The 24942-nt window shown below is 41.0% G+C and carries 24 protein-coding genes and 6 pseudogenes; 26 read left to right on the forward strand and 4 right to left on the reverse strand.

All coding sequences use genetic code 11. The features are described 5' to 3' along the window. Positions 1 to 45 precede the first annotated feature (45 nt). Positions 46 to 1782 (forward strand): c-type cytochrome, encoded by a 1737-nt coding sequence (locus tag NYZ99_RS16610; RefSeq protein WP_260572373.1) that lies wholly within the window; start codon positions 46 to 48, stop codon positions 1780 to 1782. A 58-nt stretch (positions 1783 to 1840) separates the two neighbouring features. Here the strand turns inward: NYZ99_RS16610 and NYZ99_RS16615 are convergent, their stop codons facing one another. After that, positions 1841 to 2743 carry a helix-turn-helix domain-containing protein gene (locus NYZ99_RS16615; RefSeq protein ID WP_260572374.1) on the reverse strand — a complete coding sequence of 301 codons (903 nt, stop codon included), beginning with the start codon at positions 2741 to 2743 and terminating at the stop codon, positions 1841 to 1843. Positions 2744 to 2851: 108 nt separating this feature from the next. After that, positions 2852 to 3604, reverse strand: a complete 753-nt coding sequence (locus NYZ99_RS16620) for an AraC family transcriptional regulator (protein ID WP_260572375.1) — start codon at positions 3602 to 3604, stop codon at positions 2852 to 2854. A gap of 271 nt (positions 3605 to 3875) precedes the next feature. Between NYZ99_RS16620 and NYZ99_RS16625 the strand changes: the two genes are divergently transcribed. The 25 genes and pseudogenes from NYZ99_RS16625 (at position 3876) to ablB (ending at position 22654) form a co-directional block, all read left to right on the forward strand. Then, a complete protein-coding gene (locus NYZ99_RS16625; RefSeq protein ID WP_260572376.1) occupies positions 3876 to 4367 on the forward strand; it encodes a nuclear transport factor 2 family protein in 492 nt (163 codons plus the stop codon). Positions 4368 to 4642: 275 nt separating this feature from the next. Further along, entirely contained in the window at positions 4643 to 5233 is a 591-nt protein-coding gene (locus NYZ99_RS16630; RefSeq protein ID WP_260575261.1) for an aldo/keto reductase, read from the forward strand. After that, positions 5220 to 5513, forward strand: a pseudogene (locus NYZ99_RS16635) (aldo/keto reductase); the annotation flags it as partial. The gene NYZ99_RS16630 and the pseudogene NYZ99_RS16635, both read left to right, overlap by 14 nt. Positions 5514 to 5645: 132 nt before the next feature. Continuing rightward, positions 5646 to 5891 (forward strand): alpha/beta hydrolase family protein, encoded by a 246-nt coding sequence (locus NYZ99_RS16640; protein WP_260572377.1) that lies wholly within the window; start codon positions 5646 to 5648, stop codon positions 5889 to 5891. 63 nt (positions 5892 to 5954) lie between these two features. Further along, on the forward strand, positions 5955 to 6101 hold the full coding sequence (locus tag NYZ99_RS16645; RefSeq protein WP_260572378.1) for a hypothetical protein: 147 nt from the start codon (positions 5955 to 5957) through the stop codon (positions 6099 to 6101). Positions 6102 to 6121: 20 nt separating this feature from the next. Further along, positions 6122 to 6595 (forward strand): alpha/beta hydrolase family protein, encoded by a 474-nt coding sequence (locus NYZ99_RS16650; RefSeq protein ID WP_260572379.1) that lies wholly within the window; start codon positions 6122 to 6124, stop codon positions 6593 to 6595. 282 nt (positions 6596 to 6877) lie between these two features. Further along, positions 6878 to 7672: a carbohydrate binding family 9 domain-containing protein gene (locus NYZ99_RS16655; protein WP_260572380.1), complete on the forward strand. Its 795-nt coding sequence runs from the start codon at positions 6878 to 6880 to the stop codon at positions 7670 to 7672. A 206-nt stretch (positions 7673 to 7878) separates the two neighbouring features. Next, on the forward strand, positions 7879 to 8148 hold the full coding sequence (locus NYZ99_RS16660) for a hypothetical protein (protein WP_260572381.1): 270 nt from the start codon (positions 7879 to 7881) through the stop codon (positions 8146 to 8148). A 4-nt stretch (positions 8149 to 8152) separates the two neighbouring features. Next, positions 8153 to 8743: a hypothetical protein gene (locus NYZ99_RS16665; protein WP_260572382.1), complete on the forward strand. Its 591-nt coding sequence runs from the start codon at positions 8153 to 8155 to the stop codon at positions 8741 to 8743. A 196-nt stretch (positions 8744 to 8939) separates the two neighbouring features. Beyond that, entirely contained in the window at positions 8940 to 9410 is a 471-nt protein-coding gene (locus NYZ99_RS16670) for a cupin domain-containing protein (protein ID WP_260572383.1), read from the forward strand. 59 nt (positions 9411 to 9469) lie between these two features. Continuing rightward, positions 9470 to 9712, forward strand: a complete 243-nt coding sequence (locus NYZ99_RS16675; protein ID WP_260572384.1) for a hypothetical protein — start codon at positions 9470 to 9472, stop codon at positions 9710 to 9712. A gap of 105 nt (positions 9713 to 9817) precedes the next feature. Beyond that, complete coding sequence (locus NYZ99_RS16680) at positions 9818 to 10240, forward strand: hypothetical protein (protein ID WP_260572385.1); 423 nt, start codon at positions 9818 to 9820, stop codon at positions 10238 to 10240. A 57-nt stretch (positions 10241 to 10297) separates the two neighbouring features. Continuing rightward, positions 10298 to 10621 (forward strand): helix-turn-helix domain-containing protein, encoded by a 324-nt coding sequence (locus NYZ99_RS16685; protein WP_260572386.1) that lies wholly within the window; start codon positions 10298 to 10300, stop codon positions 10619 to 10621. A 5-nt stretch (positions 10622 to 10626) separates the two neighbouring features. Then, a complete protein-coding gene (locus NYZ99_RS16690; protein ID WP_260572387.1) occupies positions 10627 to 11148 on the forward strand; it encodes a flavodoxin in 522 nt (173 codons plus the stop codon). A 169-nt stretch (positions 11149 to 11317) separates the two neighbouring features. Next, positions 11318 to 11782 carry a (2Fe-2S)-binding protein gene (locus NYZ99_RS16695; RefSeq protein ID WP_260572388.1) on the forward strand — a complete coding sequence of 155 codons (465 nt, stop codon included), beginning with the start codon at positions 11318 to 11320 and terminating at the stop codon, positions 11780 to 11782. A 12-nt stretch (positions 11783 to 11794) separates the two neighbouring features. Continuing rightward, a pseudogene (locus tag NYZ99_RS16700) lies at positions 11795 to 14064 on the forward strand (xanthine dehydrogenase family protein molybdopterin-binding subunit). Positions 14065 to 14415: 351 nt separating this feature from the next. Beyond that, the gene (locus tag NYZ99_RS16705) at positions 14416 to 14979 is read left to right on the forward strand and encodes a DapH/DapD/GlmU-related protein (protein WP_260572389.1); all 564 of its coding nucleotides are present in this window, start codon (positions 14416 to 14418) and stop codon (positions 14977 to 14979) included. 17 nt (positions 14980 to 14996) lie between these two features. After that, positions 14997 to 16235: an esterase gene (locus tag NYZ99_RS16710; RefSeq protein ID WP_260572390.1), complete on the forward strand. Its 1239-nt coding sequence runs from the start codon at positions 14997 to 14999 to the stop codon at positions 16233 to 16235. Positions 16236 to 16279: 44 nt separating this feature from the next. Then, positions 16280 to 17290, forward strand: coding sequence for an amidohydrolase family protein (locus NYZ99_RS16715; RefSeq protein ID WP_260572391.1), 1011 nt, complete (start codon positions 16280 to 16282; stop codon positions 17288 to 17290). A gap of 211 nt (positions 17291 to 17501) precedes the next feature. Continuing rightward, positions 17502 to 18348 (forward strand): annotated as a pseudogene (locus NYZ99_RS16720) (sigma-70 family RNA polymerase sigma factor). 24 nt (positions 18349 to 18372) lie between these two features. Then, positions 18373 to 18570 (forward strand): 30S ribosomal protein S21, encoded by a 198-nt coding sequence (rpsU, locus tag NYZ99_RS16725; RefSeq protein WP_260572392.1) that lies wholly within the window; start codon positions 18373 to 18375, stop codon positions 18568 to 18570. 416 nt (positions 18571 to 18986) lie between these two features. After that, a complete protein-coding gene (gene proC / locus NYZ99_RS16730) occupies positions 18987 to 19802 on the forward strand; it encodes a pyrroline-5-carboxylate reductase (RefSeq protein ID WP_260572393.1) in 816 nt (271 codons plus the stop codon). Further along, complete coding sequence (gene proB, locus NYZ99_RS16735; RefSeq protein ID WP_260572394.1) at positions 19795 to 20586, forward strand: glutamate 5-kinase; 792 nt, start codon at positions 19795 to 19797, stop codon at positions 20584 to 20586. The genes proC and proB overlap by 8 nt, the downstream gene beginning before the upstream one ends. Then, positions 20583 to 21782 (forward strand): annotated as a pseudogene (locus NYZ99_RS16740) (glutamate-5-semialdehyde dehydrogenase). The gene proB and the pseudogene NYZ99_RS16740 overlap by 4 nt, the downstream one beginning before the upstream one ends. Positions 21783 to 21811: 29 nt before the next feature. Further along, entirely contained in the window at positions 21812 to 22654 is an 843-nt protein-coding gene (gene ablB / locus NYZ99_RS16745; protein WP_260572395.1) for a putative beta-lysine N-acetyltransferase, read from the forward strand. Between the two features lie 16 nt (positions 22655 to 22670). Here the strand turns inward: ablB and NYZ99_RS16750 are convergent. Beyond that, positions 22671 to 23929: pseudogene (locus NYZ99_RS16750) on the reverse strand (NAD(P)/FAD-dependent oxidoreductase). 1 nt (position 23930) lies between these two features. Next, positions 23931 to 24937: pseudogene (locus NYZ99_RS16755) on the reverse strand (4-hydroxyproline epimerase). Positions 24938 to 24942 lie beyond the last annotated feature (5 nt).

Here is a 24942-nt window from a genome sequence, read left to right on the forward strand (position 1 = left end):
CCTTTTTCTCGGTATCCCTATGGCTACTCAGAAGAGTTTCCACTTTTGGGAAGTGCTGGACGTAGTGCTACGGGGAGTCCCGTTTTTAGACAGGCAGATTTTCCGGAATCAGATAAAAGGTTCCCTGCCTACTATGAAGGGAAATGGCTAATGACAGAATTTATGCGCGGTTGGATCATTGCCGTTACGATGGATGAAAATGGGGACTATGTTTCCATGGAACCCTTTTTACCTAACGAGAATTTCTCCAGTGCCATAGACATGCAGTTCAGTCCGGGAGGTGACCTGTATGTATTGGAATATGGTTCCGCCTGGTTTAGAGGCAATGAAAATGCGCAAATAAAAAGGGTACAATACAATGGAGGTAATCGGATTCCGATTATACAGGCCAGTGCTGATAAGAAAGCTGGGGCAGTACCCCTTGAACTAAACCTTTCTTCGGAAGGCACATTGGACTATGACAATGACGCGTTGTCCTATCAATGGACAGTGTCTTCAGAAAATGGATTTTCTGAAAGTTTGGAGGGCCCCAATCCTAAAATCACCTTGGAAGAGGCCGGTATGTACACCGTGAACCTTCAAGTGACCGATAGTGAAGGAAATAGCAACGAACAACAGTTTAAGGTTACAGCAGGTAACGAACCACCAAGTATCGCTTTGGAAATCGTGGAAGGGAATCAGAGCTTCTTTTTTCCGGACAATCAGCTTTCCTATAACATTAAAGTTGCGGACAAGGAAGACGGTTCCGTAACTGACGGAGGTATCAAGGAAGAAGAAGTAGCCGTCAACTTTGACTATGCCCCGGAAGGTTTTGACCCCATTGAAATTGCTCAAAACCATGTGAGCACAGACGAGTGGATTACGCTGTCAAAAGGGAAGTCCTTAATCGATGGGAGCGATTGCCTTTCCTGCCACCGCGTTGATATCCGTTCCATAGGACCCAGCTACCAAGAGGTAGCTGCAAAGTACAAGAACGACATTCAAGGGCAAAAGGTGATAGCCCAACGCATAATAAATGGTAGCGTGGGCATCCGGGGCGAGCATGCCATGAGTGCCCATCCGGATCTAGGTGAGCAAGATGCCGCATTGATCGTGGACTATATTATGGGACTTAATGACCCTGAACAGGAGATAGAAAAGGTTCCGCTTTCGGGCAGCTATACCACTTCCGTACCCCAAAAAGAAAATGGAAAAGGAAGCTACTTGTTACGTGTGGCATACACAGATAAAGGAACGGACAAGGTTCAACCCCTAACTTCAGAAAAGATCATTGCGCTGCGTAACCCTGTCATCACATCGGAAGAATATGATGAAGCTAATGGTATTAAGTTATTTATAACCCCAAGAAGATCCTTGAAGATGGAGAAGGACGGTGGATGGTTGTCCTATAAGAACATTGATTTTACGGGTATTTCCGAAATGGTCATAAATGCCGAGGCTTCTACCCGTACCCAAGATATTGGAGGGGTCATTGAAGTACATTTGGATGCTCCGGACGATCCTTTGGTTACCACCACGGAAGAAATAGCCCCACTGGAAATCGATTTTAGGGCAGAACTGCAACGACTAAGAAGCGAGTGGGAAGCCGGAGGAAAAAAAGGCCCGGAACCAAGTTTTAGAACGGTCATGGCATTATCCCAAAAAACGATTCCGGTTGATGTACAGGATGTAAATGGCTTTCATGACCTGTATTTGGTGGTTAAAAACCCAAATGCGAAAGAAGGCCAGTTATTGATGCAGATAAATACGGTAGAGTTTAAGCAAAGCTCGGAATCTTTATAAAAGAAGTTACATGATACTAAAAAAGGCAAGCCTGTTGGCTTGCCTTTTTTATTGATTATCAGTTCAATGACCGAAATTCCTTTGGCGAATACCCTACTTGCTGTTTGAACAAACGGCTAAAATGTTGCGGATACTTAAAGCCCAGTTCGTAGGCAATTTCACTGACAGATTTGTTCGGGTCAAAAACCTTGCTTTTTGCTACATCTATCAATTTGGTCTGAATATATTCTTGGGCGGTACTCCCTGTTTCCTTTTTGACCAAATCCCCAAAATAATTGGAGGATAAATGCAGCTGATCCGCAAAATAACCCACCGAAGGAAGGCCATATTTCTGTGGCTTTTCAGAATCCAAATAATCGTTCAAAAGGGCGTCGAACTTTTGTAAGGCCCCTAGGTGGGGAATCTCCCTTGTTAAGAACTGGCGATCATAAAACCGAAGCGAATAGTCCAACAATAATTCAATATTACTTACAATCAACTTTTTACTGTGCTTGTCCATATTTTGCTCCAGTTCAAATTGAATTTTATCCAAAACGCTCAGGATCAACCCTTGTTCTCTTTCTGAAAGGTGCAAGGCTTCTTTTACCCCATACGAAAAGTATTTGTAGGATTTCATTTTACGGTCCAACTCGGTACCCAATAACAAATCTGGATGGAAAATAAGGGCATATCCCTTGGGAACATAGTCCGGGTCATATGTGAGCTCTACCTCTTGCCCCGGTTCCATAAATACCATAGAGCCTTCATCAAAATCGTATTGGCCGCCTCCATATTTTAGCTTACAGTTTTTGGCCATTTTCAAAAAAACGGCATAGCAATCAAAACGTAAACGATTGAAAGAATAATCTGGATGAGAAGCAGTTTTCTCGTAATCCAAAATACCAACCAAAGGGTGATCAGGTTTGGAACTGCGCCAAGCAAAATAGTCGGCTACAGATTTAATATGGTAAACGTTCTCCATGGGTTATTTGAAATTGTAATATAAAGATAAGCGATTGATTTACAGATAATCAAGGGCAAACCTCAAAATCGGTAATATTGGTATGAACATCCGTAATCTGGGTAATGTTTATTGCAGTTTATTCCGGTAGGCACTGGGAGACATTCCTAAAGCCTTTTTTACATACCTACTAAAAAAAGAAGTGCTAGAAAAGTGAAGCGTATCCGAAATTTCGGTTAATGACAAGTTTTTGTTTTGAAGCAATAGAACTATACGTCTTGTGGTGTAATTCTTAATCCAATCCATGGCCGTTTTTCCACTATTTTTTTTACAAACCTCAGTTAGGTATTTAGCTGTTATGCATAATTTGCCGCTATAGAATTCTACCTCACGGTGTTCCATACAGTGCTCTTGGACCATGCTCAAAAAACGCTCAAAAATAGAGCCTCTAGTTTGATTTACGTCCCTATTTTCCATCTCTTGCGCCAGAATATTCCACATATCCATCACAAAAATTTCGGCCTGTCTATTTAAAATCTCTTTCCTAAACTTATGATTTTCATCATTATATTTTTGGTAAAGTAGATTAAAATTAGCCTCGCAACGGAGCTTAAAAGTTTTGTTAAGCTGTACAACCGGATTTGATTGAGTAAATAGAAAACCCTTAATTCCCCAACCTATATCAGGATTATTCTTACTTAATAAATCGTAAGACACCAACAAATAAGTTGCTTTAAAGTCCGGAGATAAAAAAAACTCTCTTACATCAGAGCCAATAAGCCATATAACAAAATCATTCTTTTTAATACTGTAAGAGGTATTACCAATTTTAAACTGACCTTCTCCCGAATGACATAAAATATGGGTAAAATATAATTCCAAATAGTTATCAGGAATTTTGGATCCATCATAATGGTCTAACAAGATTACTTCTTCCATTTATATAAAAAAGTGTTTTGTGCTATTCTTATTTTAAATATTTCTTAAAATATACCGATAATTTTATTTTCAAAGGCTATTTACAGTGTTTTATACAAGTATTACCGTAATATTTGTCATATTATAATAATGGTTGAAAGGTACATTTGTAAACTGGTTATTAGAAGTATAAGTCATATATCTAAAAACTATCAACTATGTAAATCTTTCAAAAATGAAAAAAATCTTCACAATTCTTTTAATTATCTCTGTTATGACTACACAAGCACAAGACATACAGGCCTTACAAGACCGAATGGATTTAAAACATTTGGTAGATACTTTTTCCAATTTGGCAGACACAAAAAATGTAGATGCACAACTACTTTTATTTACAAAAGATGCAGTTGTAGAATCTATAAGTAATAGTAGCTCAAGTTCTAAATTAGTAGGGCACGAGCAAATAGGAACAGCCTTTAAAAACTTCTTGGGTCTTTTTGAAACAGTATATCACCAAAACGGACAACAAACGGTCGAAATTAATGGTGATACTGCTTCGGGTACGGCATATTGTACTGTTGTGTTAATTGGAAACAATGATGGACTAAAAACCATGACCACCATGGGTGTACGTTACCAAGACCAATATGTTCGCATGGATGGAAAATGGCTTATTGCCAAACGTATTTCCAACTTTATGTGGCAAGATGTTAAATCAATAGAGTAATCCCAAAACATCAAAAAATGAAAAACAAGCAACAAAAGACGGTAAAATCCATTGAATTGGGTCGAAGAAAGTTTATAAAAAACACCGTTCTTACCGGTGGGGCATTAGCAGTAAGCCCTTCACTTTTTAGTATGGGTTCAAAATACCGTCAACTTTGGGCGAACCTGCCCGAGATATCTGAAAAAAGAAAACTGGGAACCCTAGAAGTCTCTTCAATGGGCCTCGGTTGCATGAACATGGCGGGAATCTACAACGACCCCATGCCAAAAGAGGCCATGATCGCGGTAATTAGAGAAGCCATAGATCGCGGATTGACATTTTTGGATACGGCAGAAGTTTATGATCCGTATTTGAGCGAGGAAATGGTCGGTGAGGCCATTAAAGGCCAACGAGATAAATTGGTGATTGCCACAAAATTTGGTTTTGACTACAACAACGGCCGAGTTGTGGGTCGCAATAGCAGACCTGAAAATATCAAAAACGCTCTCGAAGGTTGTTTGAAAAGATTGCAGACAGATTACATTGACCTTTTTTACCTACACAGAAACGACCCAAGCGTACCTATGGAAGATATTGCTGGTACGGTAAAAGACATGATTAAAGAAGGTAAAGTGAAACACTTTGGCCTATCTGAAGTTTCACCCGATACCATTCGTAAAGCACATGCCGAACAAACAGTAAGTGCATTACAATCAGAATATTCATTGTTACAACGAGTAGTGGAATATCAAGTTTTGGATACTTGTGAAGAACTGGGCATTGGTTTTGTACCATGGGGCCCCGTAGCCGAGAGGGTTTCTTACCGACAGATTTCAACCGGAGACCCCAGTATCACACCGAAGGGCCCAAGTACCTTATTTTACTGAGGAAGCGCGCCAAAATAACACGCTACTATTAAACGTGGTAAAAGAATGGGGCAAGAGAAAATCGTGTACTCCGGCACAAATCGCTATAGCATGGGTACAAGCCCAAAAACCATGGATCGTGCCTATACCGGGCACCACCAACCCTAAACACTTGGCAGAGAATTTAGGGGCAGAAGCCGTAAAGTTCACTGATACTGAATTAAAGGATTTTAGAACGACCATTGAAAAAATAGAACTAATGGGTGTACGTGAAAACGCGTCCGTATTAACCGATTTATAATCTTACTTGAACGATGATGATTGATTATTTAGACTCTAAAAGGGTGTGGATTGTAACTTGCTACACCCTTCTTTTCACCTCTTTAGTTTTAGGGCAATCTTTACAAGATTTAAAAACCCCACATGAACCTCGGTGTTACAATCGCAAGGCAGCTTTTATGTGGGTGGTGAAACCGTAGAACAGTCTTTTGAAGAATTAGGAAGCTTTGGGCCAGGAAAAACCATAACCGTAAATCAAATGTATGTACGATATATGACACCGGTGACCGAAGCAAAAAAGTTACCTGTTATCATGATTCATGGTATGGCCCTAACAGGTAAAACTTGGGAGACCACCCCGAGATGGCCGTATGGGCTGGGACGAGTATTTTATACGTAACGGTCATGCAAGTTACGTAGTGGACCAAGTGGCCAGGGGGCGTTCGGATTTAACCAAGCCATTTTGAACAACATTAGAAAAGGTGAAGCAAAGTCTGAACAAATGCCAATGGCCGAAGGTTTTCAGACGAATGGGTTTGGCGTAATTTTAGAATTGGCACAGGCGAGAACCAAGCTTTTGAGAACACCCAATTTCCAACGGAGTTTTTAGATGAACTTTCAAAACAAGGTGTGCCGGATATTAGTGGGATTTTACCCAACTACAATGCCAATTACAAAGCCCTCTCCATGTTAGCCAATGATTTAGAAAAAGCTGTATTAATAAGTCATTCGCAGTCCGGTTTTTTTCCTATGGAAGCTGCTTTGGTAGACCCAAAAGGCATTGCCGCAATTGTAGCCCTCGAACCTGGTTATTGCCCAACAAATTTAAGTAAGGAGCAATTAAAAAGGCTCTCCAACATTCCAATGCTTATCATTTTTGGTGATTATCTAGACACTACTACTGGCATAGACCACTCTTGGCAACGTGCTTGTGAGCAATGCGAGACCTTTTCAAAAAGCATAAACGAAGTGGGCGGTAACGCTCAAGTAGTCCGTTTGGCAGATGAAGGAATCAAAGGTAACAGCCACATGCTGATGCAAGACAATAACCACTTGCAATTAGCTGATAAAGTAATGAAATGGATGGACAGTTTAGAACAATAGTTAACCTGATTTTTTTCCTATCAGTAATATTGGTATGAACATCCGTAATCCGGGTATTACCTGCTGATATATATCTAATTAATTTTGGTGCATCTAAATTGTAGGTAGTGTTATCATTTAAAAAAAGGCGTGTTTTAATCTTAATGATGTTTAGCTTTTTCCTGTTGTTATCCACAATGGCAACCGGACAGGACACTTATAAAAGTATACAAGCTAAATTCATAAATGAGACCATTACCCTAGACGGTGTATTGGATGAACCCATTTGGCAAACGGCCCAGATTGCAGGAGACTTTCAACAATTTTTCCCGTCTGACACAGGTAGCTGCAGAACATAAGACCGAAGTAAAAGTATTATATTCAGCAACCCATTTATATGTGGGAATTTATGCTGAAAAAGCCCCAGGGGATTATGTAGTATCTAGTTTACGCCGCGATTTTGGCGCCTTAACGAATGACAATATTTCGTTGTTGTTCGACACGTTTAGTGACGGTACCACAGCCTATTTTTTTGGGGTGACCCCCTACGGTGTTTTACGGGAAGGCCTGGTTTCTGATGGTGGTACTGCGTTTAATAACACTTGGGATATTAAATGGCAGGCAGAAGCTACGCGTTTTGACGACCATTTTGTAATTGAGGTCGCAATACCTTTCACCTCAATGAAATTCCCTGAAGGAACAACTTCCTGGCGTTTTAGACCCTATCGATGGAACAACCAAGTAAACCAACAAGATACGTGGGTAAAAGTGCCACAACAGCAATTGTTATCCAGTTTGGCCTACATGGGCGAACTGAATTTTGAAAAACCGCTAGGAGAATCCGTAATGCCAATTGCGCTGATACCTTATATAAATGTATTGGCTGATAAGGACTATGGAAATGATGTTGCAAACACCAAATTTAAAACGGGCGGCGATGCCAAAATTTCTATAGGGAACGGAATGAATTTGGATTTGACCTTGAATCCTGATTTCTCCAATGTGGAAGTGGATGATATTTTCACCAATCTGACCCGATTTGAAGTACGCCTTCCGAGAAAAACGCCAGTTTTTTATAGACAACAGCGACCTTTTTGAAAATTTCGGTAACACTTTTAACGAGGCCCGACCCTTCTTTTCAAGACGAATTGGATTGGCCAGGGATGCCAATGGGAACTTAATCCGAGAACGATATCATCGGTGGGGTTCGTTTAAGCGGTAAACTCAACAAAGATTGGCGTTTAGGTTTTCTGAACATTCAGACCGCTAAAGATGAAGCCAATGAAATTACCTCAAACAACAATATGATGATTGCCCTCCAGCGAAAAATAGGAGCGCGGTCCAACATTGGTGCTTTTTGGGTCAACCGGCAAGTAGTGGGTGATGAGGATTACATAACACCGGATGAAAATTACAACAGGGTGTTGGGTATGGATTATAACTTGGCATCGGCCGATAATATCCGGAATGGAAAGTTCTATTTGCACAAATCCTTTCAACCCAACGATTCAAAGGGAAATCTTTCTTCCCAGGCCACGGTGACCTACAATCCCGTGACATTGGCGCATTATTGAAGATTTGGTCTACATTGACCAGGATTTTAGGGCAGATTTAGGTTTTGTACCGCGTAGGGATATTCTAAAATGGGGGAACGGAATTCAATACATTGCCTATCCCCAAGGTGGAATTTTTAACACCCATGGTTTTAGGGCACTTTCAGTAATGTTTTGGAGACCCAGTTTGGATTATAAGAAAACAGACCACCGATACAGCTTAAGTTGGGAAACCGACTTTAGAAATCAGGCTTCGGCCGAAGTATCATTTACAAATAATTTTATATTCCTGACCCAAGATTTCGACCCTACCGGAACACCTGGAGCCATACCCTTACCCGGTAATCAAGGGTATCATTTTAATCAAGTAAGTTTTGAATACCAATCAAACAACAGTAATATACTCACCTATGGTGGCACAGCTACCATTGGTCGCTTTTTTAACGGTGAAATCTCTTCGGTAGGCGGCCAGGTCGGTTTACGAATACAGCCCAAAGCGCAAATAAGTGTTGGGTTGGATTATAACGGCATTCGCTTACCGGACCCCTATGCCGATGCCGATATTTTCTTTGCCACGCTTCGTTCAGAAATCACCTTTAGTAAAAGCGTATTCTGACCACCTTGGCACAATACAGCAACCAACAAGAGAATTTTGGTATTAATTCACGATTACAATGGCGTTTTGCACCACTTTCTGATTTGTTTTTGGTTTATAACGATAATTATTTTACCAATCCGTATAGTCCAAGATTTCGTTCTATAAACCTTAAATTGACCTACTGGCTAAACTTATAATTTTTAAATTATCAATTATGAAATATGTTGTTTACCTATTTGTATTGTTTTTTTCTTTTGGAATTTCTGCCCAAGACTCAGAATATCCTATTTCTTCCTACCTCACTGAGGGGATTAAGGCACCCAACACCCATTATATTGGGGAGGCTTGGCTAAACGGAATCATTCACGATGATGCTGAATTGGGCTACAACATCACCAAGGCAACCTTTAAGGCGAACTCGACGTTGGATTGGCACAAGCATGAAACCCCACAAGTATTGATCATTGTTGATGGCGAAGGCTACTATCAAGAAAGGGGCAAGGAACCCGTAATACTTAAGGAAGGAGATGTAATTCGATGTGCAAAAGACACGGAACATTGGCACTCCTCGTCCAAAAATAAAGACGTGACCTATTTGGCCCTGTATGGAGGAAACAGTCCCACCACTTGGACAGAGGTACTGACCCAGGAATATTATGACAGCGTGGCCGAAAAGCTGCAATAGTAGTTATAAATAAATTTTACTTTAGGTCTTCCTTTTCAATAATTAAACGGCAACCGACCATGAGGAAAATCATTCCGACCATTTTATTATTATTTGGATTTGCATCATTTGTAAGTGCCCAAGAAGAAGACCGTAAATTTTTGGATGATTTTCGTGGGGTGGCCAGTGTTACCCAAAATGGTATTTCATTAGTGCCTTCCTTTTCTTTGGGTGATCCTGCCCTAATGTTTGATTTAAAGTTTACCAAGGGAAGATTCAGTTTTGAACCTGATATGCGGTTCGCCCTGGAAGGAAAACCATGATCATGCTTTTTTGGTTTCGGTACAAGGCCATTCAAAAAGAAAAATTCTCATTGAGGGTGGGTGCCCACCCGGCCCTGAATTTTAGGATCGTTAGTGTCGTTCGAAATGGACAAACGGAAGATATTTTGGAATCCGAGAAGATATATAGCTGCAGAAGTGGCCCCAAGTTATGCCTTGACCAAGAATACAGGAGTTGGTTTGTATTATTTGCACGGTCGTGGTTTTGATGAGGGCGTGAAATTATCCCATTTTTTTACACTCAATTCGTATTTCAACAACCTATATATTACCAACCAATTATATTTTAATGTGTCGCCACAAGCTTATTATTTACGACTGGATGGTGACGAAGGTTATTATGCCGTTGGTTTCATTACGTTGGCAAAAAAGGACTTTCCTGTAACGGTTTCCGCCATATTCAACAAAGCCTTAAAGACGGAAATCGCACCGGAAGATGATTTTCTATGGAACATTTCGTTGGACTACCGTTTTGGTGGTAATTATAGAAAGAGAAAGAATATAAAATGAATTCCTCCCTATCATCCAAAAAGCCCAAGACCTATCTCGGAAATAGGGGAAAACTTCTTGAAAAGATTGGAAGGACAATTCCCCATAAAGGATTCCTCCCAGGTTTTAAAATTCAGAACGGCTTCAGACTTTGCCAATGAATTGAACATTCATGTGAATTCTTTAAATAGATGCGTCAAATTATACACAGGACGTAGTACTACGGAAAACATCAACAGATCTCTTTTAAAAGAGGCCAAAAGACTGTTGAGAAAAAAACATTGGCCCATTCATAAGGTTGGCTTGGTTTTAGGTTTTAAGGAACCCAATCATTTTAGTTCCTTTTTTAAAAAGTACGAAAGCATAAGTCCCACAGAGTTTAGGTCAAAAAGGATAAAGTGATTGGGATGAGAATTACATTGCTTTTTCTTTTTATTTCCAAATTACTGGTTTGTCAAGATACTTCCCATTTTGGAGAAAGGTCTTTGGTCGTGTATTTGTCCGGAACAAAAAATACTCAGGTGGTTGCCGAAATGATACATGATAAAGTGGGTGGCGATTTGGTGGCTTTGGAACTTGAAATTCCTTATCCGGAAGACTATGACGTCATCGTAAAGCAGGTTTCCTACGAAAATGCCAATGGAATTCTACCAACACTCAAAACGCGAGTAAGCTTAGACGAATACGAAACTGTTTTTATTGGCTTCCCAACTTGGGGCATGCAACTGCCCCCACCCATTAAAAGTTTTTTAAATCAACACGATTTAAGTGGTAAAACCGTAATCCCCTTTAACACCAATGCCGGTTATGGCGTGGGCAGCGGTTTTACACAAATAAATGCACTGTGCAGGGATTCAAAAGTACTAAAGGGAATATCCATTAAAGGCGGCATTGAAAGGGATGGGGTTTTTCACGGCTATAAAAGATGACCGAAAAAAAGAGGTAAAACAGTTGTTGGACAATTGGCTATCAGACCTTAAACCTCCGGGTATCAAAAATTAAAATTCTTAAAAATTTAACACTCTAGCCTTTAAAAGGTTTGAATTTCATATCGATTTTAATACAAATTAGGTTTATTTTTAAATAAAATTAATCAAAATGGCAACTTTCAATTTAAAGATCAACGGGAAATCCCATGAGGTAGACGTTGATCCATCTACACCCATGTTGTGGGTACTACGGGACCATTTACAAATGGTAGGCACAAAATATGGCTGTGGTATCGCCCAATGCGGAGCATGCACGGTACATTTAGACAACAATGCCGTTAGGGCGTGTCAGTTACCGGTATCATCGGTCGGTGACCAGGAAATCACCACCATAGAAGGATTATCGGAACATGGCGATCACCCTGTGCAAAAAGCATGGCTAGAAGTGGATGTTCCCCAATGTGGCTATTGCCAGGCGGGTCAGATTATGTCCGCCTCAGCATTATTGAAAAGGAATCCAAATCCTTCTGATGAAGAGATTGAGGCTGCTATGAACGGGAACATTTGTCGTTGTGGTACCTATGTTCGCATCAAGAAAGCAATTAAAATGGCCTCAAATGGCGAATTAACCTAAATATAGAAACCCATGACATACGTAAAAACAAAATTAGGCCGAAGGGCCTTCATAAAAAATACCGGTTTGGCCGGTGGTGGATTGGTTACGGGGTTTAGTTTTTTCAATTCCTGTAAGCCTAAAGTTGCCGAGGCCGTCGCCATGGAATTGGAAATGCCCAAAGAGTGGTATGAAATTAATGGATATCTTAAAATTGGGGATAACGGGGTTGTGACCATCATGTCTCCAAACCCTGAAATAGGACAAAATGTACGTACATCCATGCCGATGATTTTGGCGGACGAACTTGAGATCGATTGGAAGAATGTCGTCGTGGAACAAGCACCGTTGAACACCAATTTATATAGTTGGCAGGTAGCCGGGGGAGTCGTTCCATTGCGAGTTCCTGGCAGAACTTGAGGATGGCTGGCGCCACGGCAAGACACATGTTAAAGGAAGCTGCGGCCCAGGCATGGCAAGTTCCTGCTAATGAAATTACGGCAATTGCCGGGGTATTAAAGCACGAAGCCAGCGGAAAATCTGCTGGGTATGGCGAAATGGCCTCAGCTGCAGCAGGTCTAGAAGTACCGGAAGAGGTAACATTAAAAAGTATTTCAGATTTCTCCATTATTGGCACTACCGGAAAGAATGTGGACGGTAAGAAAATAGTTACCGGCCAACCCCTCTTTGGTTTGGACGTGCAGCGTGAAGGGATGTTAATAGCCGGTTTGGTACATCCACCTGCATTTGGGCAAAGGTTAAAATCCTTTGATGCCGAAAAAGCCAAAAGTATGCCGGGAATAAAAGACGTTTTTTCCATAAAACTGTATGATGACGATTACAAGAAAATGGCTTTCCATTTTACCGCATTCAATGAAGTGGTTGTTGTGGTAGGTGAAAGCACATGGCAGGTTTTTGAAGCGAAAAAGGCCATTAATGCCGAATGGGAAGACAATCCTGAAAGAACCGAGGTTACCTCCATGTTCGGGAACGACATGACGGCGACCTATCCTGCAGGGATGGAAAATTCTGAAGTCCATACCGCAAAATTGAAGGAAATGATTGCCCGCAACGCCAAGGTTTCACGAAAAGATGGCAACCCGGAAAAGGCGTTCAAAGAAGCTGCCAAGGTTATAGAACGCAGTTATAGCTGTCCTTTCTTGGCACATAATACCATGGAACCCATGAACTTTTTTGCCAATGTAACCGAAGATCATGCTGAGTTGTTGGGCCCTACCCAAACACCGGAGTGGATGGAAGTTGCCGTGGCGGAACGTTTGGGCCTTCCATTGGAAAAGGTGGATATACAAATGACCCGCCAAGGCGGTGGTTTTGGGCGTAGACTATATGGGCACTTTATGGTGGAAGCAGCCGCTATATCGCAACGGATGAAAGCCCCAATAAAATTGGTCTATGCCCGTGAAGATGATATGAGCCAAGGTATTTATCGCCCAGCCTATTATGCAACATATCGTGCGGCCTTGGACGCAGACAACAACCTGATTGGTTTCCATGTAAAAGCTGGTGGTATACCAGAAAGTCCCTTGTTTGCAAATCGCTTCCCGGCTGGGGCCATTGATAATTATCTGGCGGAAGATTTCACGGTGGACTCCAATATCACAACAGGTGCTTTTCGTGCGCCAAGATCCAATTTTATTGCAGGGGCAGAGCAATCGTTCCTGGATGAATTGGCTGAGGAAATGGGCAAAGACCCTATTGACTTTAGATTGGAATTGCTAAAACGTGCCCAAGAAAATCCTGTGGGCAGCCCGGAATCCAACGATTATGATGCCTCCCGCTATGCAGGGGTGTTAGAATTGGTTCGTGAAAAAGCCAATTGGGGACAGGATCAGCCAGGAGTCCATAGAGGTGTATCTGCCTACTTCTGTCACCAAAGCTATGTAGCACAGGTTTTGGATGTTGTTATGGACGGAAACAAACCGGTAGTGGATAAGGTTACTGCCGCTATCGATTGTGGTATCGTAGTGAATCCAGGGGCAGCTGCCAACCTTTCAGAAGGCGGTGCTGTGGATGGCATTGGCCATGCCATGTATAGCCAGCTTACTTTTAATGAAGGAAGTGCGGAACAAAACAATTTTGATCGTTACCGATTAATTCGACATAGTGAAGCCCCAAAATCAATAGAAACCCATTTTGTGGAGAGTGATGTTGACCCAACGGGTATGGGTGAACCGCCCTTTCCTCCTATTATGGGCGCATTGGCCAATGCATTGTATAAGGCAACGGGACAACGGCATTACCATCAACCCTTTGTTACCAACCTAAAACCTATAGTAGGGTAATTATTGAAATAATTAAGCGCAAAAAGACCTGTAAAATTTACAGGTCTTTTTTGTTAATTAAAGGCAGGTACGGTACTAAACTCGGTCTAAGACAGGTGTTTTCAGTATTAGGATCACCTATTATTTCCTTGGAAGCTCGACAAGGCCATTTTCTATTGTCTCAAATTGAGACTTTAACACTTTTAAAAGCCTCTTTCTTTAAATAAATCACTACATTTCCAAGATTATAATTAATAAGCCGACAGATTATTTCAAAAGAAATCCACAAACTTTCAATCATTTAACAATTTGAAAGTCATACCCATAACCTTAGAACCATAATTTATTCAAAGGAACACGAGTAAAGTAATCATGGACAAAAAAAACATATTTGAACGTTTGACCTCAGGTGAGGTTATCCCTATGGACGATCCCGATTATAGCGCAATACGGGAAATGGTCAACAGAACTAAAAAGTTATCCAACCAATTGAACAGTGCGGACGATGGAGATGAAATCCGTAGGCTTTTGGGTGAAATCATCGGTAAAAAAGTAGATGAAAGCACCACCTTGTTCACCCCATTTTATACCAACATCGGTATCAATATTATGCTGGGTAAAAATGTATTTATCAACCATGCCTGTAGTTTTTTGGATTTGGGAGGTATTGAAATTAGGGATCATGTGATGATCAGATCAAGAGTGAATATAACTTCAGAAAACCATCCGACAGAAATTTTAACGAGAAAAAGCATGGTACCTGGCAAAGTGGTTATTGAAGAGAATGTTTGGATAGGTGCAGGAGCCACCATTCTTCCGGGCGTAACAGTAGGTAAGAATTCGGTAGTGGCCGCTGGTGCCCTAGTAAATAAGAATGTTCCACCCAACACAGTTATGGGCGGTATTCCCGCAAAAATCTTAAAGAGATTAAATTAACCAATAAACTTTTAAACATGAAAAATGAATATCAAAAACCCAAGGACTCATTTGCGATGAAGACCTTTAGAAAATCCTTGTATTTGTTCATGGTAGTCCTCACAATGTTCCCTTCTTTGATTCGTTCCCAAGAAGTAGGACAAACAGAGCGGCTGGTATCACCGGAAGTTGAAGAAGATAATTCCGTTGTTTTTAGAATTAAGGCCCCACAAGCCGAAAGCGTAAGTCTATCGGGCAATTGGATGGCTATGGTACCCAATGGCGAACAAGGTATGTTAAGACAGACCGTAGAACTATCTAAAGACGATAAAGGAGTTTGGTGCACAAAAGTCGGTCCGTTGGAACCTGAACTATATGGCTATACATTTTCTGTAGATGGGGTTACCACTTTAGACCCTTCAAATTTAAAAGTGGCCCGCGATGGAATATTTAGGACTGAAAGCTTACTTTATATACCAGGTGAAGCTTCAGACTTATATTGGGCAAAGACTGGCCCAAAAGGAAGTGTACATCAAATCCGGTACAATTCACCAACGCTGGATTTAACACGTCGTATGTATGTATATACACCTCCAGGATATTATGAGTCCAACGAGGATTATCCAGTTCTATACCTTTTGCATGGCGGAGGTGGAGATGAAGAAGCTTGGCCTACGTTAGGTGTCGCTCCAACAATTATGGACAACCTGATCAATAGTGGAAAAGCGAAACCAATGATCGTGGTAATGACCAATGGGAATCCCTCACAAGCTGCTGCACAGACTATCACTCCAAAATTGCCCAATGTAGATGTATCCGGGAGAGGAATGGCCAGTATGCTTTTTGAAAAAAGTCTAGTGAATGACGTCATTCCTTATATAGAAGCCAATTTCCAAGTTAAGGCCAACAAAGAAAACCGTGCGCTTACAGGTCTAAGTATGGGCGGTTTGCAGACCATGAATACTTCCTTCGCACACCCGGACCTTTTCAATTACATTGGGGTCATGAGTATGGGTTTTGCAGATTTAAGCCGTTTTGGAATAGAAGTGAATCACTCTAAAAGAGCCGAACAAATAGTGGCACTCAAGGATGCAAATCCTAAATTATATTGGATTGCCTGCGGAAAAGATGATTTTCTTTATGAAAGTGTAGTTACGATGCGCGAAGAACTGGACAAGCACGATTTTGTGTATACGTACAGAGAAAGTACAGGTGGACATACTTGGACCAATTGGAGAATATACCTTTCCGAGTTTGCTCCCATGCTTTTTAAATAATCAAAAAATAATCGCACAATAGCCTAAACCCTAAAATTTAAATAATGAAACTAACTATAATTAGTAAACAATTACCTTTTTCGCTGCAATTGGCTCTTTTTCTCACCCTGAGCATTGGCACTGGACAGGCTCAAGAAACTAAAAAGAGGTTACCCATCATCGATGTTCATGTACATGCCATGAAGGCAAATCCAAATTTCACATCAGAGATGTGTCCTTGGTTTCTCAAGGATATGCCGGGAAGCGGCCCTAACCAAGAGCCACCTTCCTTTATGAATACCGACTGTGTAGCACCGCTAAAAGCCGCCAAAACAGATGCCGAAATGCAAGAAGCCATCCTAAGGGCCAACAAAGAATTGAATATAACCATGGTGGTAAGTGGTGATGCTGGTGTCATCCATAAATGGCACAGCGCAGCACCGGATAAGATTATCCCTTCCCTGGGCATAAGCAACTCCAATCAAATGACTGTAGAAGCCTTTAGGGACTCACTTTCCAATGGTTTTTACAAGGTGATGGGCGAGGTTGCCCCACAATATCAAGGAATGTCACCAAGTGACATGTCCTTAGACGAATATTTTGGAGTCGCCGAAGAATTAGGCATACCTGTTGGAATACATATGGGAACTGGTGGTAATGGCATGGCCAATATAACTTCACCTAAATACCGTGCATCCCTTGGCCAACCATTTCTCTTGGAAGATATGCTTGCAAGACATCCTAAACTAAAAATATGGGTAATGCACGCAGGGTATCCCATGGCAGACCAAATGATTGCCTTGATGGGGGCGAATGCCTATGTTTATGTGGATCTGGCCGGCTTCATTTGGAGCTATCCGTTGGAAGAAATTCATGCCTATTTAAAAAGATTGGTACAGGCAGGCTTTGCCAAAAGGATATTATACGGAACGGATTTAATGATTTGGCCCGGTCTACTAGAAACTTCCATTGGTGTTATACAAAATGCCAATTATCTTTCCGAAGAGCAAAAACGCGATATCCTTTTTAACAACGCTGTTCGCTTCTTCAATTTGGACGCCTCTAAATTTGAATAACTAAGAAGTTTCCTCAAGACATCATTTTTTACTGATCCTTTGGATTTATCATAGGATCAGATTTTCCAATTTACCCCAATTCATGTCGAATTGCGCCATTTTCAGTAAAATCTTGACTGTTTTCCTTTAAAAATAAAGGTTTTTGGCCATTTATTTGGATTTTTAGATAAAAGGTGTAGGTTATGAATTAGTCATAATCTAAAACACTTTTATGCGTCAACTAAAAATTACAAAGCAAATCACCAACCGCGACACCAAGTCACTTGAAAAATACTTTCAAGAAATCAATAAAATTGATTTGATTACGGCAGAAGAGGAGGTGGAATTGGCCCAGCGAATAAAGCAAGGGGATCAGGAAGCTTTGGAAAAATTAGTAAACGCCAATCTTAGATTTGTAGTCTCCGCTGCCAAACAGTATCAAAATAGAGGCTTACGATTAACCGATTTAATCAACGAAGGAAACTTAGGTCCGGTTAAAGCCGCCAAAAGGTTTGATGAAACTAGGGGTTTTAAGTTCATTTCCTACGCCGTTTGGTGGATAAGGCAATCCATCTTACAGGCCCTTTCCAAGAAAGGTAAGGCTATAAGGTTGCCTCAAAATAAAATAGCCACTAATACCAAAATTTACAAGGTATATTCCTCATTGGAGCAAAAACTGGAACGTCCTCCAATTCCATCAGAAATTGCCAACGAATTGGATATGAGCGTAAAAAAGGTAGAAAGTTCCATAAAGAATTCCGGTATAGTCCCTATCACTGGATGCGCCTTTTAAGGAAGAAGAGTCATCAAATCTCTACAATGTCCTATCCTCTAAAGATGCGGACAAACCAGATGAGAAAATGATGGAAGAATCCCTAAATAAGGACTTGGACGAAGCCTTAAACACCATACCCGAAAGACAACGTGATGTTATTCGCCTATTTTATGGTATTGGAAAGGAACCGCCGATGAGTCTTTCGGAAATTGGTGAACTATTTGATATTACTAGGGAACGTGTGAGACAAGTACGTGAAAAAGGACTACGTGCACTAAGAAATAAGTCCGAAACAAAGTTTTAAGAACCTATTTATAAAAAAAAGAATATGCTAAAGATAGAAGTAAAAGAAGGAGAATCCATTGAGAGAGCCCTAAAACGGTATAAGAGAAAATACAGAAGAACTAAAGTATTGGATACTATTAAAGACAATCAATATTATACCAAACAATCCACTGAAAGGAGAGAAGCACTACAAAAAGCCGAATATAAGCAGCAATATTTATTGGAGAACGAAGACCAATAATCGTTTTGTTCCCCATTATCAATACAGTTGCAATACAGTCATAAAATTGACGATATCACTATAATATTGGTTAATCTTTAAAGATTAACCACCTGAAAATCAATATAACATAAGCTTAACATGGCAAACTTGTAAGACCAGCGTATAATTTTATGTTACACACCCACTAATACCAAAGAATGAAGATTATTTATGTAAAAAGAGAAAGTAATGTAAGAGAAGTGTACAGAACAAGACTTGGACGCTTAAACTCAAAAGTGACCTATATTAAAAAATACTTTTTAGGGTTGCCGTTCAAAACCATTCACAAATACACGCACACTTTTTTCGCTAAAAAAAATAATAGAGTAGAAAAAATGCTATTCGTTTAAGCTAAAAATTCAATTTCAAATTTTAATAAACAACAAAACTATAATATGAAGATTTTAGTAATCGGAGCAGGAAATATGGGACTTACCTACGCAGAAGGAATGTCCAAATCCAAACTTTTGAAAAGAAGAAATATCATGGTATTGGATACCTCCGAGGAAAAATTAGAAGAACTTAGGAAAGAGGCCAAGTTCGACACTTTTAAGGAGTTGGCAGAATGTGTTCCCCAAGCGGACATTATTTTTCTTGCAGTTAAACCTTATCATGCAGATGGTTTAATGATGAAAATGGAGCCATTGGTGAACAAAGGTCAGATCGTTATTTCAATAATGGCCGGGGTTACCATCAACACAATTAAAGAACTTACCGGATTAAAGAAAGTGGTAAGGGCTATGCCTAACCTACCTGCCAAAATAGGCAAGGGACTAACATCTTTTGTCGCATCGGAAGAAATCTCTAGAATAGAGCTATTAACCATTGAAAGCTTGTTGGACACTACGGGTAAATCTATTTTGGTAAGTGATGAAAACTTTATCGACGCTTCCACAGGAATATCGGGTAGTGATCCTGCATATGTATTTTACTTTATGCAAAGTATGATGGAAGCCGCACTGAAAATGGGATTCTCCAAAAACGTCTCCAAGGTGCTCGTAAGCCAAACATTTACCGGTGCCATTGAACTATTTAACCGGAACGATCTATCACCTAATTCCTGGATGGACAAAGTGGCCAGCAAGGGAGGCACTACCCGCGCTGCACTTGACAGTATGGAGGGCAACAACGTAGGTGAATTGATTAAGGAAGCAGCATTCGCCGCTTTTGAACGTGCCATTGAACTTGGAAAAGAAAAATCCTATGTATAAAGAAAAAATAGTGGTAAAGGTTGGTACCAATGTAATGACCAACAAGGACAATAGAATTGTTAGGCCAGTTCTCAGAAATCTGGTCGAACAAATCGCGAAATTATATGAAAGGGATATCATTACAGTACTAGTTTCCTCAGGTTCCGTAATTGCAGGAAAAGAGGTTTTGGGTAAATCCAATATTGAGGATAGAACCCAGCGAAGGCAAGTATATTCTGCCATTGGACAACCTCGAATGATGCGGCTTTATTATAATATATTTCATGATTACGGAATGAAATGTGCCCAGGTACTTCCCACAAAAAGAGATTTTAGTCCAGGGATCCATAGACAAAATATGATCAATTGTTGCGAAGGTCTTCTTTCAGAAGGTGTTATACCCATTGCAAATGAGGATGACGCTGTTTCGGTAACCATGAGTATGTTCTCGGATAATGATGAGCTGGCGAGCCTTATAGCACAACTTTTGAATGCGGACAGGTTAATTATCCTTACCGATATAGATGGGCTTTACACAGGAGATCCCAAAGCCAAGAACAGCAATCTGGTAGAACATGTAAAACCGGAAGAAAATTTGGATAAGTATATTAAGGACAATAATAAGAGAGAAGAGGAAGGACGTGGAGGTATGGGCTCCAAATTGGATTATGCCCAGCAGGCTGCGGCCAACGGTATTCCTACCTATATAGCCAATGGTAAAAATAATAATACCATCATCGACATCATCGATGGTAAAAATGTAGGTACTAGAGTCACCTTGGAAGAAGAAGAATTAATAAAATGAAACTATTGACTACGGATAAAAAAAACAACGTTTTGGACAGTATGATGCGACTGTTGGATGAAAATAGGGAAGGCATCATCAAAGCGAATAAAAAAGACCTTGAACTCTTTCAAAAAGAGGACTAAGGCCATGTTTGATCGACTTATTGTAACCGATACCAAAATTGATGGTATGATTAAATCGATCAAGGAAGTACATAGTCAGGAAGACCCTGTAAACAAACCAATTTCAACAAGGGTTTTGGAAAATGGTTTGGAAATCATCAATAAAACGGCCCCCTTTGGCACCATTATGATTATTTATGAGTCGCGACCGGATGTAACCATAGAAGCGGCTGTCTTAGCCTTTAAGGCCAGTAATAAAATTCTATTGAAAGGCGGAAAGGAAGCTTTGCATAGCAATACCATACTTACCAAACTTTGGCACCAAGCCTTGGAGGAAAACGGCCTTCCAAAGGATTATATACAATTAATGACCTTGAACAGACAGGAAACACAGGATTTCCTAAAAAATCCAACAGAAAAATTGGACCTCATCGTCCCTAGGGGCGGGGAAAGGTTGATCAATTTTGTGAAGGAACATGCCAACTGCGCGGTTCTTGTGAGTGGTAGGGGAAACAATTTCCTGTATGTGGACACTACTGCCGACTGGGAAAAAAGCATCAAGGTAATCATGAACGCTAAGACCGATAAAATTTCGGCGTGTAATGCGTTGGACAAAATACTGATCAGTCAGAAAATCGATAACTACGAACAAAAACTGACGGAGTTGTACAATCTATTGAGCTACAAAGGTGTTGAAACGTGGGTGGACAAAACGGTGGGCAAGACCTTGACATCTGCCAAACCGATTACGGACGAAGCCATGTGGAAGGAAGAGTTCCTGGCGATGAAATGCTGTTTGGCGGCAGTAGACTCGTTAACCGAAGCGGTAGCCAAAATCAACGAACATTCCGGAGGGCATTCAGCCACCATCATGACCAATGATAAAGGAAGTGCCATGCGATTTATGGAGGAGGTGGATTGCGCAGCGGTCTATCAAAATGCTTCCACAAGATTTACCGATGGCGGTCAAATGGGCGTAGGCGCGGAACTTGCCATTAGTACGGACAAGCTCCACCACAGGGGCCCCTGGGATTGGAGCAATTGGTCACCAATAAATACTACGTTTTTGGCGACGGTCAAATAAGAAAGTAGCAATTCTATTCAAAACCAAATCTTAATATATGTTTGAAACAATAGAAAGTATAGACGGGGCAACCATATATCATGGCGAAATCCATAATCGCGTTTATCTAAGTGAAATTAATTCAGGAAAAATTGATTCGATTTTGCCAAAAATGAAGGCCTTGGCAAAACAAAAAAAGTACGATAAGATTCTGAGTAGGGTTCCTGAAGATGCCATCAACCATTTTAAATCAAATGGATACAAGGTAGAGGCAAAAATACCCGGGTTATATAATGGTATGACCACGGGATATTTTTTGGCGGACTATTTAAGCAAGAACAGGCACCAATGCGATGAAAAGCAATTAAAAACCATAGAAACGGTTAAAACCATTGCAATGGCCGCCAACAAGCCCAACGAAAATCCGCATATGAGGGTTCCAAATGATTACATGGTAAGAAAGTTGGATAAAAATGATTTTTCCGAATTGGTAGCGTTGCACGAGAAAGCCTATAAATATCATCCTAAGCACATAAAAAGGGAGCAAGATCTTGAGCAATTGGCGGAATTGGACCATCAATTTCATGGCTTGTTCGTTAGGGGCGAGCTCTTGGTTTCCGCCATATTAAGGGAACATACGAAGGAATCCAATCTTGAAATTGTTGATTTTGCCACACACCCGGACTATAGGGGACAAAACCTCTCCTACTACTTGGTCCAAGAAATCAAGACGCTTATGGATAATAAAAGATGTACCACTATTTACGCTTTAGCAAGGGCTACGAGCTACGGTTTAAATATAACCTATAGTAAACATGGCTTTAAATATGCCGGTACGTTGACCAACAATGCCTTTGTAAGGGATGCTTTGGAAAGTATGAACGTATGGTATTACAATTGATGTTTTGAAAAGCGGATTAATCGAAACTTCTTGTGGGGTCAAAAGGGGTTATATCCATGGAAGTAGTTTCGCCATCCATAACCTCAGAAATTAATTTTCCAGTAGCGGGCCCTAAACTCCAGCCCATCATGGCATGGCCCGTTGTAATGAAAAGATTATTGAATTTTTCCGTTTTTCCAATATATGGTAGGCCATCCGGGAGACAGGGCGAAGTCCGCATTTAGCATTTTCAATTTCCGTTTGGGTAATCTCAATATCCGGATAGAATTTCTTTACTGCTTCTGCAATTGCCTCTACCCTTACCACATTTATATCATAGTTCACTCCTGAAAATTCCATGGTACCTGCAAACCTAGTAAATCCAGCCATGGGTGTAATCGCCACTTTGGCTTCCATTAAAATCGCCGGAAGTTCTATTCCCGTGGGCCGATGCACATCGATGCAATACCCTTTCCCTGCCTGTACTTGTAATGTAAGACCCAGCTGTTTTACCAAATCATTGCTCCAAGATCCGGAAGCCAAAACCACGTTGTCCGGATGGTAAATTCCCTTGTCGGTTTGCACCTTGTTGATTGTGGTATTTGTGTACTCGAACTTTAATACCGCTTCGCCATAGTTTATTTGAACGCCGTTCTTTAATAGATACTCCTTCATTTTGGCCATGAAGACCGTTGGCGTGGTATGGGAATCGCAAAAATAATGAAGGGCTCCCTTCCCTATAATTTGGGTATCCCCATGCAGCTTCTTTAATTCATCGGTTTCCAAATGAGAAACTTCTAAACCAAATTCCTTGGCCTTTAAGGCCACTTTTTTCTCGGCATCTCCATATTTATCGGTCTGATAAATCATGAGAAGCCCCTTTTTCTCCGGATGGAAGTCTCCCAAATCACCGGATTCCTTTATTTCATCGTACAAACTTGAGCTTAAAAGATTGATGTCCTTGATAATGGGTGCGGCCCTGTCCACCTTTTCCTTGGTCGAGGATTTATGAAAGGCCCAGGCCCATTTAAAGAAATCGAAATCCCATCGCGGTTTGATATAGAACGGGCTTTTAGGGTTCAACATCATTGACAATCCTTTTGTAATTACCCCGGGTGCCGCCATAGGTACAATATGACTGGGCGTTAGGTATCCGGCATTTACAAAAGAGGCTCCTTGGCCGCCCATGGATTTTTCCACTACCGTGACCTGATGCCCTTTTTTGTGCAGGTAATAGGCTGAACAAAGCCCCATTACACCAGCACCAATAATCAATGTCTTTTTCTTCTCAGCCATATTATATTACTTGAAAACCCATGGCATAAGGGTGCGATTCATCGATGGTAATTTCATTATAGCCATACTTTCTCGCCCACCCTTGTATACTTGGTACGATGCCCGTAAAATTACCAATTTTGCATTCCTTTTCAGCCATGCCTATGAATTTTGAACCGATGATGCTTTCATGTACAAACTCTTCTCCAAGCCCCAGTTTCCCTTTGGCATACCACTGGGCCATGCGCGCCGAGGTCCGGTACCACAAGGGGAACGATCAATCGCCTTATCTCCATAGAAAACGGCATTTCCGGCCGTAGCACCAGGTGAAATGGTGGTGCCCGTCCAAAGCACATGGCTCACATCCTTGATGGACGGATTTTCCGGATGCACGAATGTTCCAGGATATTTCAAGTTGATATTCTGCCGAAGTTCCCGGGCCATTTCTATCAATTGGGAGGCCGAATAATCCTGCAATCCCGAAAAGTTTTTCTGTGGATCAAAGATGGCATAGTAGTTTCCACCATACGAAACATCAAAAGTAAGTTCCCCTAAAAAACTGGAGGAAACGGTCAGATCCGATGCTGCCAAATAAGAACCGACATTAACCAGTTTTACCCATTCCACTTTGTTTGCGTTCTGTTCGTAGGTCACCTCCACCAAACCTGCCGGGGCTTCCATTCTGATCTTGCCGGGTTCCTTAGGAACGACAACCCCTTCTTCGATGGCCATGGTTATCACACCGATACTACCATGACCACACATGGGAAGGCAGCCACTCGTTTCTATAAAGACAATGCCAAAATCGTTTTCAGGATTGGAAGGGGGGTATAAAAAAGCACCGCTCATCATATCATGACCCCTAGGTTCGTACATCAAGCCCTTTCTGATCCAATCATACTCCTTCATAAAATGAAGCCGCTTTTCGCTCATATTCGACCCCTCCAAAGTAGGCGCACCTTCGACAATCAACCTTACCGGATTTCCACAGGTATGGCCGTCAATACACTTAAAAACATGCTTTTTCACTCAAA

Origin of the sequence: Maribacter litopenaei (genome assembly GCF_025244665.1) — a bacterium.
Classification (GTDB): domain Bacteria; phylum Bacteroidota; class Bacteroidia; order Flavobacteriales; family Flavobacteriaceae; genus Maribacter; species Maribacter litopenaei.